A 17302-nucleotide genomic window follows, 5' to 3' on the forward strand; every position below is an offset into this window, starting at 1 on the left:
ATCGAGAAACGAATGACGACGCTGACAGAAGACGATGTGCTTGAGCAACTGGATGCTCAAAATAATTTACTCTCGTTTATGACGACGGCACATAACATTTTGCTCCAGGGCATTAAGCGCTTTCTACCGTCGCTGTTCGTCAATAACGATGAAGAGATCGTGGAATATGCAGTGAAGCCGTTACTCGCCCAGAGTGGGCCGCTTGACGATATCGACGTTGCGTTACGTCTGATTTATGCGCTGGGTAAAATGGATAAGTGGCTTTATGCCGACATTACCCATTTTTCTCAGTTTTATCAGTATCTGAACGAGCAGGATAACATTCCCAGTTTTGCCGATGACATTACCTGGGATTTTGTCAGCAACGTGAACAGTATCACCCGCAACGCGACACTCTATGGTGCGCTGGAGTCGATGAAATTTGCCGACTTTGCTGCGTGGTCTGAAGTGCGCTTTAGCGCAATGGTCAAGACGGCAATGACGCTGGCAGTGACGGCGATTTTAAAGGAATTGACGCCGTGAAAATCGAACTAACGGTGAATGGGCTACAGGTTGAAGCACATTACCTTGATGATGAGATAAAGAACGTTCACAAACCCATATTACAGCAACTGGCCAAAATACATTCCACGAATCCGCAGCGACGAACGATTGTTTTTCTCAGCGCGCCGCCGGGAACGGGAAAATCGACGCTGACCACCTTCTGGGAATATCTTTCCCGTCAGGAACCCGGTCTGCCGGAGATCCAGACGCTGCCAATGGATGGCTTCCATCACTACAATAGCTGGCTGGACACCCATAATCTACGGGCATACAAAGGGGCGCCGGAAACCTTTGATGTGGAGAAGCTTGCACGGAATTTGCAGCAAATAAGAGACGGGGAAGGTGCCTGGCCGCAGTATGACCGGCAAAAGCACGACCCGGTCGAAGAAGCCATACAAGTGACTGCACCGATTGTCATTGTGGAAGGAAACTGGTTATTGCGCGATGACCAAAGATGGCGGGCTTTAGCTGAATTTTGTGATTACTCGCTGTTTATTCGCGCCCCCGCCAATGCGCTTCGTACACGACTGGTAGGCCGTAAACTGGCTGGCGGACTATCGCAAGCTGACGCTGAAGCGTTTTATGAGCGTACCGACGGACCGAATGTTCGTCGGGTACTGGAGGGGAGCCGACCAGCCGACTTTATGCTGGAGATGACGGTCGATGGTGAATATCGGATTGCGTGAGATTTTTGTTGTGTAACCTTACCACTCGCGAGAAATGGCGCTGCGTAAACGCAGCGTCATGACTGATCGCCACAACGCTTGCGCCACGCGCACGGCACACCGCCAGCCAGTGCTCGAAAACACCCAGCCAGTGCGCATCAAAATCCCGGCTGGGCTCATCCAGCAGCAGAATCGCAGGTGCCAGGGCTTCCAGACTGGCGACGGCAACCATTCGGCGTTGCGCGGTATGCAGATCCAGTGGGTGTGCGTCGGCAACCTCTTCTAGCTGACATAATTGCAGTGCCGCCGCAGTGCGTTGCGCAACTTCTACTGCAGGAAGCTTTTGTAACCGTAATCCAAAGGCCACTTCATCTCGTACCTTACTGTGGAAGATCTGATTTTCCGCCTCCTGAAACAGCACGCCGATCGCCCTGGCGCGCTCCCGGTTTTTCAGTTGCGCAATCGCACGGTTTTGCACCGTTACTGAGCCGGAAGAAGGGGAGAGCAGCCCGGCCATAATGCGCAGCAGCGTGGATTTACCGGCGCCATTATCGCCGGTCAGCGCCAGCCATTCACCTTCATGGAGTTCAAGTGAAATATTGCGCAAGCAGTCATCGGCGGCATTTGGCCAGCGCCAGGTTACCTGGTTTAGCGTTAACATAGTGGTGACAGCACTCCGTCGCGCAGTTGCCACGCCTGCTGGCAGTGGCTGAGAAAAGGTGAATGATTGCGTTCGAAAAGCACCACTAAAGCATGCTGTTCCTGCGCCCATTGTTGCAGTCGCTCCAGCATCATTGTCGTGGCCTGCGCGGTGAGGCGACTGAATGCTTCATCCAGAACCAATATTTTCGGCTGCATGGCGAGCGCGCTGGCAATCACCACACGCTGGGTTTCGCCGCCGGAAAGCGTGCCTGGATGACGATGACGCAGTGGCTGGCATTCCGTTAGCGTGAGCGCCGCGTCAATGCGGCGCACAATTTCAGCCTCGGTAAGGCAAAGATTCTCGGGACCAAACGCCACTTCCTCCTCAACGCTGAAAGTACAACCGGAAAGCTGCAGGTAAGGTGATTGCTGCACCAACTGAATGGTGCTTGATTGCTCGACGAGCGACAGCTGTCCGATGGGGTTACCCAATAATGTTCCTGTGCCCTCAATTTCACCGGGCAGGAAATCGGGGTACCAGCCTGCCATCAGCTGCGCCAGCGTACTTTTCCCACTACCGTTATCGCCAAAAATGGCTACCATGCCAGGCTTTGTATAGTGGAAATCGAAACAGGCTGGCGGTCGCATAGCATGCGTTGGGTGATAGCGAAACTGCTCTAACGTAACCATATCCAGACTCCAGTCTCAATCACCATCAGAACCACCATGCCGTAGCGAATCATACGCTGTAAGGTGCTGTCCGGCGGCGCCCACAGCGTGGTACGTGTGCGATGCAGGCGAAATCCGCGCATATCCAGCGCTGCGCCGCGTACGGCCAAATCGTTGAGCGCATTATGGGTGAGCGGCACAATCAGTGCAGGCATGGCGCGTAAACGTTGATGCCAGGACTCATCCAGCGGTACACCGCGCGCCCGCTGGGCCTCATGAATAATCGCCAACTGGTGTTTGAGCTGCTCGACGACCAGCAGCGGGCCTGCAAACAGATAGGCAACGCCAGGTGGTAAGCGTGAAGCAAACAGCGCGCGTATAAAGCGCGAAACCGGTACGTACTGCATCCACATCTGTGATGTCGACACAATGGCCAGGATCCGCGACCAGAGCGTGACGGCATCGGCCCAACGTTCTGGCGTGCGCGGTTGTCCGCTGAGCCATTCTGTAAGCCATCCGCCGTGAACCAGCCATAGCCCCAGACCTAAGGGAATCATCAGCCAGAGTACGTATTTTGCCCGTGGGCGTGTGGCCTTCATACACAACAGACCGATGAACGTCGCCGCGCTGTAAAGGCTGAGCGGCGCTCCGGCTGGCAGCAGGAGCGTGGAGCAGGCGGCGAGCGCCCACAGGGTTAACGAGGTAAACGGATGCATTTAGCGCACAGCAGACATCGTGGGGAAGTGACGCGTGGTACGCAACGGAAGCTGGCGTAGCAGCACCCAGACGATGATCGCCGTGAGGATTTTATCGACCAGATTCGCGCCAATGACGGTGATGGCAACGGATTCCACCAGGTTCTGACCGACCGAGTACACCCAGGCGACAAAAAGATCGGCACCACTGCCGGTGACGCCGCCAAACAGGGTGGTACGAATCGGTACGGCCACGAGGGTGACGGCCAGTGTAATGATCACGCCGCTGACAACGACTTTGGGTAAGGTGCGAAACCATCCCGCCCGCGCCAGCCAACCGGCCACCAGCCCGATGACCATCGCCACAGGAGCAAAGGCGGCGGCGATGGGAGCGGTCAATAATCCCCATAACAGGTTTGTGAGCAATCCGGTCAGCATTCCTACCACCGGACCTAGTAGCACTGCGCTGATTAAGGTGCCAATGGAGTCGAGAAAAATAGGTAATTTCAACATGCTGATAAGCTGTCCACCGACCATGTTGATGGCAATAGCAATGACAATCAGCACCAGAGACTGGCTGGAAAATTGGCGATGCGCCATAGAAGACCTCATTCAAATGAAACGTTAGCGGGATGAAATAACCAGTTCGTCATAACCGGAGATGGCGCAGGGTTGTCGGCTAAATGCCAGCGACGTTAGCTCGCCAATCACCAGTTCCAGCGTGGTGCGCACGGTACAGCCCGGCATCATGTGGCCGCCCAGCATCGCGCCATGCGGGTCGGCAACCGCCAGATGGAGATGCTCACCAGTGAGCTCCAGTGTGCCGTTCAGGGAGATGATCTCCCATGTGCCGGTGAGTAATGTGGTTTCCTCACGACCTGCGTAGCGCAGGGCAACGTTGGTTAGGCTTCCAGTGCAACCCGCTATCCAGGCTGCCTGCAACTGATGCTGTTGGACAAATGCGTGTAGCGCAGAAAAGAGTTCCTGACCGGGTAATAATCGCAGCGCCAAAAAGCGCGCGTCAGATGATTGGGGAGCGAATGTAGCCATAGTTGAGGGACTCCGAGACTCGGACGTAGCGCTGATAATATAGACGCGGGTTAGGGAGCTTTCTGATATAAATCAGGATTTGTGACATAGCAACGAAATAATCTTGCTACGGTTATTCGCAATTCTGGAATATGGAATAAATTTAGCGACGAAGGGCGTTAAAGTGTGATGTAAGTCAGATAACTGCGTTCTGTCGCTGGACAATCATTCCTTTTATTCCGCGTTTCGCTTATTCTAGCTGAAGCGTTTCAGTCGATTAAATGTTCGACAATTAACCAATTAGTCGCAGTTTGCGACAGGTAAGGTTTCCCTGAGCGATTTGCTGCATTACTCTGTCAGCCACATCGTTTCTGAGAAATCCTTGCAGGAGACCTATGACCGTACGCGTAGCGATTAATGGTTTCGGTCGCATCGGACGCAACGTGGTTCGTGCTTTGTATGAATCCGGGCGTCGGGCGGAAATCACCGTGGTGGCAATCAACGAACTGGCGGATGCTGCAGGCATGGCGCATTTGTTGAAATATGACACCAGCCATGGGCGTTTTGCCTGGGATGTTCGTCAGGAACGTGACCAGCTCATCGTTGGTGATGACGCGATCCGCATTCTGCATGAGCGAACGCTCGACGCGCTGCCATGGCGTGAACTGGGTGTTGACGTTGTGCTGGATTGTACGGGCGTCTTCGGTAACCGCGAACACGGCGAGGCGCATATTGCCGCTGGTGCAAAAAAAGTGCTCTTTTCACATCCTGGTAGTCCTGACATCGACGCAACGGTTGTATTTGGCGTTAATCAGGATCAGCTGCGCGCTGAGCACCGAATTGTATCCAACGCCTCCTGCACCACGAATTGTATAATTCCCGTCATTAAATTGCTGGATGATGCTTATGGCATTGAGTCTGGTACCGTCACGACGATCCACTCTGCGATGCACGATCAGCAGGTGATTGATGCCTATCATCCTGACCTGCGTCGTACGCGAGCGGCCAGCCAGTCAATTATTCCGGTTGATACCAAACTGGCGGCGGGCATTACGCGAATTTTTCCGCAATTTAACGATCGTTTTGAAGCGATCGCGGTGCGTGTACCGACCATAAATGTGACGGCGATCGACTTAAGCGTGACGGTGAAAAAACCGGTAAAAGCCAGCGAAGTCAACCAGTTGCTGCAAAAAGCAGCACAAGGTGCATTTCATGGTATAGTTGACTATACGGAATTACCGTTGGTCTCTGTAGATTTTAACCATGACCCGCACAGCGCCATCGTTGATGGTACGCAAACGCGTGTGAGTGGTGCTCACCTGATCAAGACCCTGGTCTGGTGTGATAATGAATGGGGCTTTGCTAACCGTATGCTCGACACAACGTTAGCGATGGCTGCTATTGGTTTCAGGCTCGACGCTTGAGCGTCGACAAAACTTTAAGTATCAACGAGAGGATTCACCATGTCTGTAATTAAGATGACCGATCTGGATCTGGCTGGTAAACGCGTTTTTATCCGTGCCGACCTGAACGTACCAGTTAAAGAAGGGAAAGTAACCAGCGACGCGCGTATCCGTGCTTCCCTGCCGACCATCGAACTGGCCCTGAAGCAGGGTGCTAAAGTGATGGTAACTTCCCACCTGGGTCGTCCTACCGAAGGCGAGTACAACGAAGAATTCTCTCTGCTGCCGGTTGTTAACTACCTGAAAGACAAATTGTCTGCTCCGGTTCGCCTGGTAAAAGATTACCTGGACGGCGTTGAAGTCGCTGCCGGTGAGCTGGTGGTTCTGGAAAACGTTCGCTTCAACAAAGGCGAGAAGAAAGACGACGAAGCTCTGTCCAAAAAATATGCGGCGCTGTGCGACGTATTCGTGATGGACGCTTTCGGTACGGCTCACCGTGCACAGGCTTCTACCCACGGTATCGGTAAATTCGCTGATGTTGCTTGCGCAGGTCCTCTGCTGGCTGCTGAGCTGGACGCGCTGGGCAAAGCGCTGAAAGAACCGGCTCGTCCGATGGTGGCTATCGTTGGTGGCTCTAAAGTTTCTACCAAACTGACCGTTCTGGATTCCCTGTCTAAAATTGCTGACCAGCTGATCGTTGGCGGTGGTATCGCCAACACCTTCGTTGCCGCTCAAGGCCACAACGTCGGTAAATCCCTGTATGAAGCTGACCTGGTTGACGAAGCAAAACGTCTGCTGACCACTTGCGACATCCCGGTTCCGACCGATGTTCGCGTAGCGACTGAGTTCTCTGAAACTGCGCCGGCGACACTGAAATCCGTTAGCGATGTGAAAGAAGACGAGCAGATCCTGGATATCGGCGACGCTTCTGCACAGCAGCTGGCTGAAATCCTGAAGAATGCGAAAACCATTCTGTGGAACGGCCCGGTTGGCGTGTTCGAATTCCCGAACTTCCGTAAAGGTACTGAAATCGTTGCTAACGCTATCGCAGACAGCGAAGCGTTCTCCATCGCGGGCGGCGGCGATACCCTGGCAGCAATCGACCTGTTCGGCATTGCTGACAAAATCTCCTACATCTCCACTGGCGGCGGCGCATTCCTCGAATTCGTGGAAGGCAAAGTTCTGCCAGCAGTAGCGATGCTCGAAGAGCGCGCTAAAAAGTAAGCATTTAATGGGCAGGGAAACCTGCCCAATTATTAGCGCGCTTTAGAGCGCGCGCCCTTTCCAAGGCCGAAGATACAGGACTCGCAACATGTCTAAAATTTTTGATTTCGTAAAACCAGGCGTAATCACTGGTGATGACGTACAGAAAGTTTTCCAGGTAGCTAAAGAAAACAACTTTGCTCTGCCAGCTGTTAACTGCGTTGGTACCGACTCCATCAACGCCGTACTGGAAACCGCTGCAAAAGTTAAAGCGCCGGTAATCGTACAGTTCTCCAACGGTGGTGCTTCTTTCATCGCGGGTAAAGGCGTGAAGTCCGACGTGCCTCAGGGCGCTGCAATCCTGGGTGCTATCTCTGGCGCGCATCACGTTCACCAGATGGCTGAACACTACGGTGTTCCGGTTATCCTGCACACTGACCACTGCGCGAAGAAACTGCTGCCGTGGATCGACGGTCTGCTGGACGCGGGTGAAAAACACTTCGCAGCAACCGGCAAACCGCTGTTCTCTTCTCACATGATCGACCTGTCTGAAGAGTCTCTGGAAGAGAACATCGAAATCTGCTCCAAATACCTGGCGCGCATGTCCAAAATGGGCATGACTCTGGAAATCGAACTGGGTTGCACCGGTGGCGAAGAAGACGGCGTGGACAACAGCCACATGGACGCTTCTGCACTGTATACCCAGCCGGAAGACGTTGATTATGCATACACCGAGCTGAGCAAAATCAGCCCGCGTTTCACCATCGCTGCTTCCTTCGGTAACGTACACGGCGTTTACAAGCCGGGTAACGTGGTTCTGACCCCGACCATCCTGCGCGACTCTCAGGACTATGTTTCTAAGAAACATAACCTGCCGCACAACAGCCTGAACTTCGTCTTTCACGGCGGTTCCGGTTCTACTGCTCAGGAAATCAAAGACTCCGTAAGCTACGGCGTAGTGAAAATGAACATCGATACCGATACCCAATGGGCGACCTGGGAAGGTGTTCTGAACTACTACAAAGCAAACGAAGCTTACCTGCAGGGCCAGTTGGGTAACCCGAAAGGCGAAGATCAGCCGAACAAGAAATACTACGATCCGCGCGTTTGGCTGCGTGCTGGTCAGACAAGCATGATCACCCGTCTGGAACAGGCTTTCAAAGAACTGAACGCGGTTGACGTTCTGTAATTTACGCCGTTCTATGTGACATGAGGCCCGCCAATGCGGGCCTTTTTTATTGCCATTTCAACAGGCTGCTGGCAGAGATTTCTGTGATCTGTTTGGCAAAAATCAGGTTTATTGTTTACTCTTGTCAGATTGCCAGTCCCGGCGGGGCGGCTTTATTTTTCCCATTTGGGTAAGCAAAAAAGGAATAGTAAATGGAAGATTTGAATGTTGTCGACAGCATAAACGGGGCGGGCACCTGGCTGGTCCGCAATCAGGAACTGCTGTTGAGCTATGCCGTCAACATCGTTGCGGCCATCGCCATTGTTATCATCGGTATGATTGTGGCGCGTATCGTATCAAACACCGTTAACCGCCTGATGGTGGCGCGGAAAATTGATGCAACGGTTGCCGATTTTCTCTCCGCACTGGTGCGCTACGGTATTATCGCTTTCACGCTGATTGCCGCGCTGGGCCGCGTTGGGGTGCAAACCGCCTCCGTAATCGCCGTTCTCGGTGCCGCAGGTTTAGCCGTTGGTCTGGCATTGCAAGGTTCGCTGTCCAACCTTGCCGCAGGCGTGCTGTTGGTAATGTTCCGTCCGTTCCGGGCGGGTGAGTATGTAGACCTCGGCGGCGTGGCGGGAACCGTACTTAACGTGCAGATTTTCTCCACCACCATGCGTACCGTAGACGGTAAGATTGTGGTGATCCCAAACGGTAAAATCATTGCCGGGAACATCATTAACTTCTCTCGCGAACCGGTTCGCCGTAACGAATTCATTATCGGCGTGGCCTACGATTCCGATATCGATCAGGTAAAGAAAATCCTCACCGATATCATCCAATCCGACGAGCGCATCCTTAAAGATCGTGAAATGACGGTGCGCCTGAATGAGCTGGGTGCTTCTTCGATTAATTTTGTTGTACGCGTCTGGAGCAACAGCAGCGATCTGCAAAGCGTCTACTGGGACGTACTGGAGCGTATTAAACGCGAGTTTGACGCCAACGGCATCAGCTTCCCGTATCCGCAGATGGATGTGAACTTCAAGCGTGTGAAAGAGAACGTGGCAGAGTAATCTTTTTCTGCACCACGGTGCCGGATGGCGCTTCGCTTATCCGGCCTGGTCAGATTTCTATACTGTAAGCCGGAAAGGCGTTAGCTGACATCCGGCAAAGAACCTCTCATTAATTCCTCTAATCTGCGATTAAAATTATCCATTTCCGCTAATGATTCTCCCGCGCTATAGTCTGCTCCTAAGAGAAACAGTACGGGATAAAAACGTGTTATCGTATTACTTTCAAGGGCTTGCACTTGGTGCGGCCATGATACTTCCGCTTGGTCCGCAAAACGCCTTCGTGATGAATCAGGGCATTCGTCGCCAGTATCACATTATGATTGCATTACTCTGCGCCATCAGCGATCTGGTGCTGATTTGCGCGGGGATCTTCGGTGGTAGCGCCTTGCTGATGCAGTCGCCGTGGCTGATGGCGCTGGTCACCTGGGGCGGGGTCGCATTTTTACTCTGGTACGGTTTCGGCGCGTTAAAAACGGCCATGAGCAGTAATCTGGAACTGGCCAGTGCTGAAGTAATGAAGCAAGGACGCTGGAAAATCATCGCCACGATGCTGGCGGTGACCTGGCTCAACCCACACGTTTATCTGGACACCTTTGTGGTGTTGGGGAGTCTGGGGGGTCAACTGGACGTGGAGCCTAAGCGCTGGTTTGCGCTGGGTACCGTCAGCGCCTCGTTCCTGTGGTTCTTTGGCCTGGCATTGCTGGCGGCCTGGCTGGCGCCGCGTCTGCGTACGGCTAAAGCACAGCGCATCATCAATACGTTAGTCGGATTAGTGATGTGGTTTATCGCTTTTCAACTGGCAAAAGAAGGCGTTACGCATGTTCATGCGCTGTTCAACTAAGTGTTGTCTGATGGACAATGCAGCGAGATCGGCTAAGCTTGCCTGCATGTGCCCTGAGTTTCGGGGTAATTAATGAAACATGGAGGAACGACCGTGAAGTTCAAAATAATGGCCCTGGCGGCATTAGTCGGATTCAGCGCACTATCGGTACAGGCAAATGAGTTGCCAAACGGACCGCACATCGTGACTTCCGGAACGGCAAGCGTGGATGCAACGCCTGATATCGCCACCCTGGCGATTGAAGTCAATGTTGCTGCGAAGGATGCGGCTTCAGCGAAGAAGCAAGCCGATGAGCGCGTGGCGCAATATCTGTCCTTCCTTGAGCAGAATCAGATAGCGAAGAAAGACATTAGCGCTGCTAACCTGCGCACGCAACCGGACTACGATTACCAGAACGGCAAAAGCATCCTCAAAGGCTATCGTGCGGTGCGTACCGTTGAAGTGACGCTGCGTCAGCTGGACAAACTCAACGCTCTGCTTGATGGCGCACTTAAGGCCGGTCTGAATGAGATCCGTTCGGTATCGCTTGGCGTTGCCCAGCCGGACGCTTACAAAGATAAGGCGCGTAAAGCGGCAATTGATGATGCCATCCATCAGGCCGAGCAGTTGGCGGCGGGCTTTAACAGCAAACTGGGACCCGTTTACAGCGTGCGCTACCACGTTTCCAATTATCAGCCCAGCCCGATGGTACGGATGATGAAAGCGGATGCAGCGCCTGCGGCATCAGCTCAGGAAACCTACGAACAGCCGGTTATTCAGTTTGACGATCAGGTTGATGTGGTCTTCCAGATTGAGCCTACGGCGGGACAGCCGGCAGCAACGCCTGCCAAAACCCAGTAATCTTTCAAACCCGGCTTTCCAGCCGGGTTTTTTCTGTGTGTAACTGTAAAAATGAGATCTTACATCCAGTCTTTTTTTTCGGCGTAATGAGGATAGGCCATAGCGATTTTAAAGGGGACGCTATGGATATTTTTATCTCGAAAAAGATGCGTAATTTCATTCTGCTGGCGCAAACCAATAACATCGCCAGAGCGGCAGAAAAAATCCATATGACCGCATCGCCTTTCGGTAAAAGCATTGCCGCACTGGAAGATCAAATCGGCTATACGCTGTTTACCCGCAAAGATAACAACATCAGCCTGAATAAAGCCGGGCAGGAGTTGTATCAGAAACTGTTCCCTGTTTATCAGCGTCTCTCCGCTATTGATAACGAAATTCATAACGCCTCTCGCCGCTCGCGAGAAATCGTCATCGGCATCGATAATACCTATCCAACGATTATTTTTGACCAGTTAATTAGCCTTGGCGACAAGTACGATGGCGTAACGGCCCAGGCCGTTGAATTCAGCGAGAATGGGGTGATCGATAACCTGTTCGACCGGAAACTGGATTTTATTATCTCACCGCAGCACGTTTCCCCTCGCGTGCAGGAACTGGAAAATCTGGCGATTAGCGAGCTGTCTCCTCTGCGTCTGGGGTTTCTCGTTTCCCGGCGCTACGAGGAAAAACAGCCGCAGGAGCTGCTGCGCGAGCTGCCCTGGCTACAAATGCGCTTCCAGAATCGCGCCAACTTTGAGGCAATGCTCGATGCTTACATGCGGCCATGCGGAATTCATCCGACGATTATCTACCGTCCGTACAGCTTTATGGCCAAGATTAGCGCGGTGGAGCGCGGACAGTTTTTGACGGTGATCCCTCATTTTGCCTGGCGACTGGTTAACCCCTCGACGTTGAAATATTTCGATGCGCCCGGCAGTCCTATGTATATGCAGGAGTTTCTCTATTCGCTGAAAAACCATCGTTATACCGCCACGATGCTTCAGCATATTGCTGAAGATCGTGAGGGTACGGCAAGTTAACCGAGCATCGATCCGGTTTCGATCAGGTTACGATGCATATCGAACGCATGGCTGAGATCGTGATGGATATGCCCGCCGGGCGCGAGCTCCAGATAGCGGTGCAGGTAGTCCCGATACAGAGGATGCGCACAGTTATCGATAATCGTGTGCGCCCGCTGCATTGGAGATAACCCACGCAGATCGGCAATCCCCTGTTCGGTGACGATCACTTTGACGCTATGTTCGCTGTGATCGACATGGCTACACATCGGCACGATGGTGGAGATTTTCCCGCCTTTGGAAATCGACGGCGCCATAAAAATAGACAGGTAGGCGTTGCGCTCGAAATCGCCACTGCCGCCAATGCCGTTCATCAGGTTTACACCTGCTACGTGTGTGGAATTGGCATGACCGTAGATGTCAAACTCCAGACCGACATTGAGCGCAATGACGCCCAGCCGACGAATGATTTCCGGGTTATTGGAAATCTCCTGCGGGCGCAGCACAATCCGGCTGGCGAAGAAGTCCATGTTGTCGTAAATCTTCTGCAACGACGGGGCTGAAATAGTCAAACTGGAGGCACTGGCGCCGGTTATCTTGCCCGTTTCCAGCAGATGCACCACAGATTCTTGCAACACCTCGGAATACATCATAAAGGGTGGAATATCCGGGTTCTCGCCCAGTCGCGCCATTACCGCGTTGTTGATATTGCCCACGCCGCTTTGTAAGGGCAGGAATTCCGCTGGGATGCGTTTGTGCGCCATTTCCGCCAGCAGAAATGTCACCACGTTATCGGCAATTTGCTGGCTGACCGGGTTGCTTTTATCCGCGGCATTTCCGGCATCGGGAAGTTCGGTATCCACGACCGCGATAATTTTTTTCGGGTCTATCTGCACACACTGGCTGCCCACGCGATCCATGGTGTGAAAAATCGGTACGCTGTTTCGCCGCGGCGGTGCGCCGGGTATCACAATGTCGGCAAACTCCGCCACGCGCGGGTTATGGTAATGATTCAGCTCGATAATCACCTTTTTCGCCCGCAGCAGCCAGGTCGGCGCGTTGCCGATGCCGCTGGAAAGCCAAATCCGACCATCTGGCGCAATGGCGGAGGCTTCAATGACGGCAACATCGATATCGCCAAAAAAGCCATAATTGACCATTTGCGCCACTTCGCTCAAATGGAGATCGACAAACCTCACCTGACCCTGATTAATTTTCTCGCGCAGGCCCGATGATGTTTGATAGGGAGCCCGCCAGGAAACCGCATCCGCCGCGGATAACGCATCATCAGCGGCAGCGCCAATTGATGCCCCGGTCAGCAGGCGGATTTGAAAAGGCTGCCCGACCTGATGCCGCTCGCAAGCGAGTTGAGCAATTGCGTTAGGTAATGCTTTTGGCGAACCCGCAGGGGTAAAGCCGCTGAATGCCACCATATCGTCGTGCTGGATAATTTCTGCCGCTTCTTCGGCACTCATCCGTTTCATGGCCGTCTCCTTCCTCGAGCGTGATTAATGGCCGACAAAATTGGGTTTACGTTTTTCCATAAACGCGTTCATCCCTTCCTGATAATCCTCGCTGTCGTACACCGCGCGGCGCATGCCCTGAATACGCTCAAATTCGTCTGAGTTCATGGTGTGCGCTTCGCCCAGTACGCGCAGTTCTTCTTTGATGACGGCGATGGCCAGCGGCGCTTTCTCCGAGATGTGGTGCGCCATTTGCAGAGTGAAATCCTCCAGTTCGTCGACAGGAACCACATGGTTGAGGATCCCGACGGCCATCGCTCGCTGAGCGGTAATCGGCGAGGCGGTAAAGATCAGCTCTTTCACGATGTGGAACCCAGCATCGCGGGTCAGGTTGTGGATGCCGACCAGGTTATATGGCACGCCGAGGTTGACGGGTGTCATCGAGAAGGTAGAGGTTTCAGCGGCGATGATCAGATCGGAACTCATGATCATCTCAAACGCGCCGCCCCAGACGCTGCCTTCGACCATGGAGATCACCGGTTTTGGATATTTTTGGATCATGCGGGTGATCTGGCGCAGCGGATCGTCATAGGAGAGCGGATCGCGACGTCCGGAGGGGAGTTCATGAATATCATGTCCGGCAGAGAACACTTTGGCCCCGCTCGGGGCGCGCAGAATGATACAGCGAATTTCCGGACGATTAAGATCGCTAAGCGCCCGCATCAGATCGTCGATAAACACTTTGCTCAGCGCATTGAGTTTGCGGGTGTAATTGAACTCAATAACCGCGACTTTCTGGATGATGACTACGTTGACGTATTGATAAGACATAATGTTCTCTTTATTCAAAGTAATGATGCTGGATAAATTCACTGATGTGACGCAGACCGGTACGCGGCGAAAGGTCGTTATTTTTGACGGCCTGCAGCGTCTGCTGGAAATAACGGTCGAAATCAGTCCGGGTAAATAGCAGATGCAAAGCTTCTTCTTCAGCCTGCTTGTGTAACCAGTCCACCGCTTGCTGCTGGCGGACTTTTTCCAGTCGACCGCTGACGGTAAGGCACGTTTTAAAGTCGGTTATCGCCTGCCAAATCTCCTCAATGCCACGTTTTTCCAGGGCGCTACAGGCCAGAACCTGCGGCTGCCACTCGTCATATTTGCGGCGCAGAATATGCAGAGCGGATTCGTACATATGGCGGGCGATGGCAACCTGGTTACGGTTATCACCGTCGTCCTTGTTGATGACGACCAGATCCGCCATCTCCATCAGGCCCTTTTTGATGCCCTGCAGATCGTCACCGCCGCCGGCAATTTGCAGTGAGATAAAGCAATCCACCATGCTGGCGACTTCGGTTTCTGACTGCCCGACGCCGACGGTTTCTACAATCACCACGTCAAAGCCCGCCGCCTCGCACAACAGCATTAATTCACGGGCGCGCTGGCTGGCGCCGCCTAAATGACCGCTGGAAGGCACCGGGCGGATAAATGCCGATTCTGCACGGGCCAGTTCCGTCATTCGGGTTTTATCGCCAAGAATGCTGCCGCCGCTAACGGGGCTACTGGGATCGACCGCGATCACTGCCACCCGTAATCCCCGGCGGATCAACAGCATACCGAACGCCTCCAGAAAGGTGCTTTTGCCCGCGCCCGGCGTGCCGGTGATGCCCAGACGCAGCGCGTTACCGGTGAACGGCATAATCGCGTCCAGCAATTGCGTACTCAATGGCTGGTGGCGTGGGTGGCTGCTCTCAACCAGCGTCATCGCCTGAGCAAGCGTGGCCCGTTCACCGCGCCGCAAGCGTCGGACGGCATCGTCAAGCGTGGCGGCGTTAATCATGATGCTGACTGATCCGGGTCAACACATCGCGGACGCTGTCGAGCATCGGTGTGCCGGGGCCATAAATGGCGGCCACGCCATGCTCGTACAGGAAGGCGTAGTCCTGGGGTGGAATCACACCGCCTGCCACCACGCAGATATCTTCGCGTCCCCAGCCTTTCAGCGCCGTGACCAGTTCAGGGATCAACGTTTTATGCCCGGCAGCCAGTGACGATGCGCCTATGACATGCACATCGTTTTCTACCGCCAGACGGGCGATCTCTTCTGGCGTGGAGAACATCGGACTGAGATCGACGTCGAAGCCGAGATCGGAGTAGGCGCTGGCGATCACTTTCGCGCCGCGATCGTGACCATCCTGGCCCATCTTGGCGATCAGGATCCGAGGTCGGCGACCATTTTCCGCGAGGAACTGTTCGGTTTGCGCAACAATGGCGTCGAACTCATTGGCGGATTTGTCGGACTGGTGATAGCTTTGCGCAATCACGCCGGTGACGCACTGGCTGGGCACCAGATAGCGGTCAAAAGCGGCTTCCAGCGCGTCGGAGATCTCACCGAGCGTGGCGCGAACGCGGGCGGCGTTAACGGCGGCGGCTAGCAGATTTTCATTATGCTGCGCGGCGTGGGTCAGCGCCGTCAGCGCGGCGTTGACGGCATCATTGTCGCGAGTGGCGCGGATATGTTGTAGTGAAGCAATCTGTTCGTTGCGCACCTTCACGTTGTCGATTTCCAGTACCGACGTTTCGTCTTCTTTATCCAGCTTGTACTTGTTCACGCCAACGATGACGCGTTTGCCCTGGTCGATCAGCGACTGCTCGCGCGCCGAAGCTTCTTCGATCATCCGTTTGGGGAGTCCAGCTTCAATCGCCTTCGCCATGCCGCCCGCTTCATCAATCTGTTTAATGATCGTGCGCGCCTGCTTCACGATTTGATCGGTGAGTGACTCGACGTAGTACGATCCGGCCAGCGGATCGACGGTGCGGCAGATCTCTGACTCTTCCTGAATGATGATCTGCGTATTACGCGCGATGCGGGCGGAGAAATCGGTGGGTAGCCCGAGCGCTTCATCAAAGGCGTTGGTATGCAGCGACTGGGTGCCGCCAAGCGTGGCGCCGAGCGCTTCAATGGTCGTGCGGATCACGTTGTTGTAGGGATCCTGTTCGGTCAGACTCCAGCCGGAGGTCTGGCAGTGGGTACGCAGAGCGAGAGATTTCGGGTTGGTTGCGCCAAAACCGCTGACGGCTTCACTCCACAAATAGCGAGCCGCGCGCAGCATGGCGACGTTCATAAACAGATCCATGCCGATACCGAAGAAGAATGACAGACGCGGGGCGAAGTCATCAATTTTCAGCCCGGCAGACAGTGCGGCTTTGATGTACTCAATGCCGTCAGCCAGCGTAAACGCCACCTGCTGGACGCAGTTCGCTCCGGCTTCCCCCATGTGATAACCGCTGATACTGATGGTGTTATAGCGCGGCATATTGGCGGAGCACCAAGCGATGATGTCGGCGATGATGCGCATTGAAGGCTTTGGTGGATAAATGTAGGTGTTGCGGCACAGATACTCTTTCAGAATATCGTTCTGAATGGTCCCGGTGAGCTGTTCCGGCGTTACGCCTTGCTCCTCAGCCGCGACGATATAAAACGCCAGTACCGGCAGCACCGCGCCGTTCATCGTCATCGACACCGACATCTTATCCAGCGGGATCTGATCAAACAGCACCTTCATATCTTCGACGGTATCGATCGCCACGCCCGCTTTGCCGACATCGCCCGCCACGCGCGGGTTGTCAGAGTCATAGCCGCGGTGGGTGGCAAGGTCAAAGGCAACGGAAAGCCCTTTTTGTCCGGCGGCGAGGTTGCGGCGGTAAAAGGCGTTGGATTCTTTGGCGGTAGAGAAACCGGCATACTGGCGGATGGTCCACGGCTGCGCGGTATACATGGTGGCGCGTGGACCGCGCACGTAAGGTGGCAGGCCGGGCAGGGTGCCTGTGACTTCCAGATTATCGAGGTCAGCCTCGGTGTACAGCGGCTTGATGACAATCCCTTCCGCCGTCTGTCTTTCCAGCGACTCAACGGTTTTTTCCCGTCGACTGAGTTCTTTATTGGCAAGTGTTTGCCACTCTTGCACGTTAGCCATTTTTTGCTCCGTATTACGCAATAAGTTGAATCTTTACGAGATACGGTGAGCTTTTTCATTTGGCTTGTCGCCAGCAAAAAATAGCCAACTGGGCGT

At 54.0% G+C, this 17302-nt stretch carries 18 protein-coding genes; 9 read left to right on the forward strand and 9 right to left on the reverse strand.

Translation table 11 applies throughout. The features are described from left to right. The first annotated feature begins 12 nt into the window (after positions 1–12). Both FDX14_RS09545 and FDX14_RS09550 read left to right on the forward strand, forming a co-directional pair. Positions 13–522, forward strand: a complete 510-nt coding sequence (locus FDX14_RS09545) for an MltR family transcriptional regulator (protein WP_038633553.1) — start codon at positions 13–15, stop codon at positions 520–522. After that, positions 519–1229: a nucleoside/nucleotide kinase family protein gene (locus FDX14_RS09550; RefSeq protein ID WP_061382432.1), complete on the forward strand. Its 711-nt coding sequence runs from the start codon at positions 519–521 to the stop codon at positions 1227–1229. Before FDX14_RS09545 ends, FDX14_RS09550 begins: the two co-directional genes overlap by 4 nt. Here the strand turns inward: FDX14_RS09550 and FDX14_RS09555 are convergent. The 5 genes from FDX14_RS09555 to FDX14_RS09575 are packed head-to-tail and all read right to left on the reverse strand — an operon-like array spanning position 1186 to position 4264. Then, positions 1186–1869 (reverse strand): ABC transporter ATP-binding protein, encoded by a 684-nt coding sequence (locus FDX14_RS09555; protein ID WP_061382431.1) that lies wholly within the window; start codon positions 1867–1869, stop codon positions 1186–1188. The genes FDX14_RS09550 and FDX14_RS09555 overlap by 44 nt on opposite strands. Continuing rightward, positions 1863–2540 carry an ABC transporter ATP-binding protein gene (locus FDX14_RS09560; RefSeq protein ID WP_137349420.1) on the reverse strand — a complete coding sequence of 226 codons (678 nt, stop codon included), beginning with the start codon at positions 2538–2540 and terminating at the stop codon, positions 1863–1865. The genes FDX14_RS09555 and FDX14_RS09560 overlap by 7 nt, the downstream gene beginning before the upstream one ends. Further along, positions 2528–3235, reverse strand: a complete 708-nt coding sequence (locus FDX14_RS09565) for an energy-coupling factor transporter transmembrane component T (protein ID WP_137349421.1) — start codon at positions 3233–3235, stop codon at positions 2528–2530. The genes FDX14_RS09560 and FDX14_RS09565 overlap by 13 nt, the downstream gene beginning before the upstream one ends. Then, positions 3236–3814 (reverse strand): ECF transporter S component, encoded by a 579-nt coding sequence (locus FDX14_RS09570; protein WP_137349422.1) that lies wholly within the window; start codon positions 3812–3814, stop codon positions 3236–3238. Between the two features lie 24 nt (positions 3815–3838). Next, positions 3839–4264: a PPC domain-containing DNA-binding protein gene (locus FDX14_RS09575; protein WP_042310910.1), complete on the reverse strand. Its 426-nt coding sequence runs from the start codon at positions 4262–4264 to the stop codon at positions 3839–3841. Positions 4265–4638: 374 nt separating this feature from the next. Here FDX14_RS09575 and epd point away from each other — a divergent pair, with 374 nt between their 5' ends. The 7 genes from epd to srsR all read left to right on the forward strand — a co-directional run bounded on the left by epd (position 4639) and on the right by srsR (position 11790). Continuing rightward, a complete protein-coding gene (epd, locus tag FDX14_RS09580; RefSeq protein ID WP_038633548.1) occupies positions 4639–5667 on the forward strand; it encodes an erythrose-4-phosphate dehydrogenase in 1029 nt (342 codons plus the stop codon). A gap of 39 nt (positions 5668–5706) precedes the next feature. After that, positions 5707–6870 (forward strand): phosphoglycerate kinase, encoded by a 1164-nt coding sequence (pgk, locus tag FDX14_RS09585; RefSeq protein ID WP_006686863.1) that lies wholly within the window; start codon positions 5707–5709, stop codon positions 6868–6870. Positions 6871–6958: 88 nt separating this feature from the next. Then, positions 6959–8038 carry a class II fructose-bisphosphate aldolase gene (gene fbaA, locus FDX14_RS09590; protein ID WP_038633542.1) on the forward strand — a complete coding sequence of 360 codons (1080 nt, stop codon included), beginning with the start codon at positions 6959–6961 and terminating at the stop codon, positions 8036–8038. 191 nt (positions 8039–8229) lie between these two features. Further along, positions 8230–9090 (forward strand): small-conductance mechanosensitive channel MscS, encoded by an 861-nt coding sequence (locus tag FDX14_RS09595; RefSeq protein ID WP_042310907.1) that lies wholly within the window; start codon positions 8230–8232, stop codon positions 9088–9090. 205 nt (positions 9091–9295) lie between these two features. After that, positions 9296–9931: an arginine exporter ArgO gene (argO, locus tag FDX14_RS09600; RefSeq protein ID WP_079226012.1), complete on the forward strand. Its 636-nt coding sequence runs from the start codon at positions 9296–9298 to the stop codon at positions 9929–9931. A gap of 93 nt (positions 9932–10024) precedes the next feature. Further along, positions 10025–10771, forward strand: coding sequence for an oxidative stress defense protein (locus FDX14_RS09605; protein ID WP_003027002.1), 747 nt, complete (start codon positions 10025–10027; stop codon positions 10769–10771). Positions 10772–10893: 122 nt separating this feature from the next. After that, the gene (gene srsR / locus FDX14_RS09610) at positions 10894–11790 is read left to right on the forward strand and encodes a LysR family transcriptional regulator SrsR (protein ID WP_042310905.1); all 897 of its coding nucleotides are present in this window, start codon (positions 10894–10896) and stop codon (positions 11788–11790) included. Here srsR and scpC read toward each other — a convergent pair. The 4 genes from scpC to scpA are packed head-to-tail and all read right to left on the reverse strand — an operon-like array spanning position 11787 to position 17206. After that, positions 11787–13253 (reverse strand): succinyl-CoA:acetate CoA-transferase ScpC, encoded by a 1467-nt coding sequence (scpC, locus tag FDX14_RS09615; protein WP_137349423.1) that lies wholly within the window; start codon positions 13251–13253, stop codon positions 11787–11789. The genes srsR and scpC overlap by 4 nt on opposite strands. A gap of 24 nt (positions 13254–13277) precedes the next feature. Beyond that, a complete protein-coding gene (gene scpB, locus FDX14_RS09620; RefSeq protein WP_061382429.1) occupies positions 13278–14063 on the reverse strand; it encodes a methylmalonyl-CoA decarboxylase in 786 nt (261 codons plus the stop codon). 10 nt (positions 14064–14073) lie between these two features. Continuing rightward, positions 14074–15069 (reverse strand): methylmalonyl Co-A mutase-associated GTPase MeaB, encoded by a 996-nt coding sequence (gene meaB / locus FDX14_RS09625; protein ID WP_042310901.1) that lies wholly within the window; start codon positions 15067–15069, stop codon positions 14074–14076. Continuing rightward, complete coding sequence (gene scpA, locus FDX14_RS09630) at positions 15062–17206, reverse strand: methylmalonyl-CoA mutase (RefSeq protein WP_061382428.1); 2145 nt, start codon at positions 17204–17206, stop codon at positions 15062–15064. The genes meaB and scpA overlap by 8 nt, the downstream gene beginning before the upstream one ends. Between the last annotated feature and the right edge of the window lie 96 nt (positions 17207–17302).

This window comes from Citrobacter sp. wls710 (genome assembly GCF_005281115.1).
GTDB classification, from domain to species: domain Bacteria; phylum Pseudomonadota; class Gammaproteobacteria; order Enterobacterales; family Enterobacteriaceae; genus Citrobacter; species Citrobacter werkmanii.

Excerpts from the sequence above, each read along its gene's own strand:
- epd (WP_038633548.1), top strand. The coding sequence starts at position 4,639 with ATGACCGTACGCGTAGCGATTAATGGTTTCGGTCGCATCGGACGCAAC.
- meaB (WP_042310901.1), bottom strand. The coding sequence starts at position 15,069 with ATGATTAACGCCGCCACGCTTGACGATGCCGTCCGACGCTTGCGGCGC.
- scpB (WP_061382429.1), bottom strand. The coding sequence starts at position 14,063 with ATGTCTTATCAATACGTCAACGTAGTCATCATCCAGAAAGTCGCGGTT.
- FDX14_RS09575 (WP_042310910.1), bottom strand. The coding sequence starts at position 4,264 with ATGGCTACATTCGCTCCCCAATCATCTGACGCGCGCTTTTTGGCGCTG.
- pgk (WP_006686863.1), top strand. The coding sequence starts at position 5,707 with ATGTCTGTAATTAAGATGACCGATCTGGATCTGGCTGGTAAACGCGTT.
- scpC (WP_137349423.1), bottom strand. The coding sequence starts at position 13,253 with ATGAAACGGATGAGTGCCGAAGAAGCGGCAGAAATTATCCAGCACGAC.
- FDX14_RS09595 (WP_042310907.1), top strand. The coding sequence starts at position 8,230 with ATGGAAGATTTGAATGTTGTCGACAGCATAAACGGGGCGGGCACCTGG.
- FDX14_RS09545 (WP_038633553.1), top strand. The coding sequence starts at position 13 with ATGACGACGCTGACAGAAGACGATGTGCTTGAGCAACTGGATGCTCAA.
- fbaA (WP_038633542.1), top strand. The coding sequence starts at position 6,959 with ATGTCTAAAATTTTTGATTTCGTAAAACCAGGCGTAATCACTGGTGAT.
- FDX14_RS09570 (WP_137349422.1), bottom strand. The coding sequence starts at position 3,814 with ATGGCGCATCGCCAATTTTCCAGCCAGTCTCTGGTGCTGATTGTCATT.
- FDX14_RS09560 (WP_137349420.1), bottom strand. The coding sequence starts at position 2,540 with ATGGTTACGTTAGAGCAGTTTCGCTATCACCCAACGCATGCTATGCGA.
- srsR (WP_042310905.1), top strand. The coding sequence starts at position 10,894 with ATGGATATTTTTATCTCGAAAAAGATGCGTAATTTCATTCTGCTGGCG.
- scpA (WP_061382428.1), bottom strand. The coding sequence starts at position 17,206 with ATGGCTAACGTGCAAGAGTGGCAAACACTTGCCAATAAAGAACTCAGT.
- FDX14_RS09565 (WP_137349421.1), bottom strand. The coding sequence starts at position 3,235 with ATGCATCCGTTTACCTCGTTAACCCTGTGGGCGCTCGCCGCCTGCTCC.
- FDX14_RS09555 (WP_061382431.1), bottom strand. The coding sequence starts at position 1,869 with ATGTTAACGCTAAACCAGGTAACCTGGCGCTGGCCAAATGCCGCCGAT.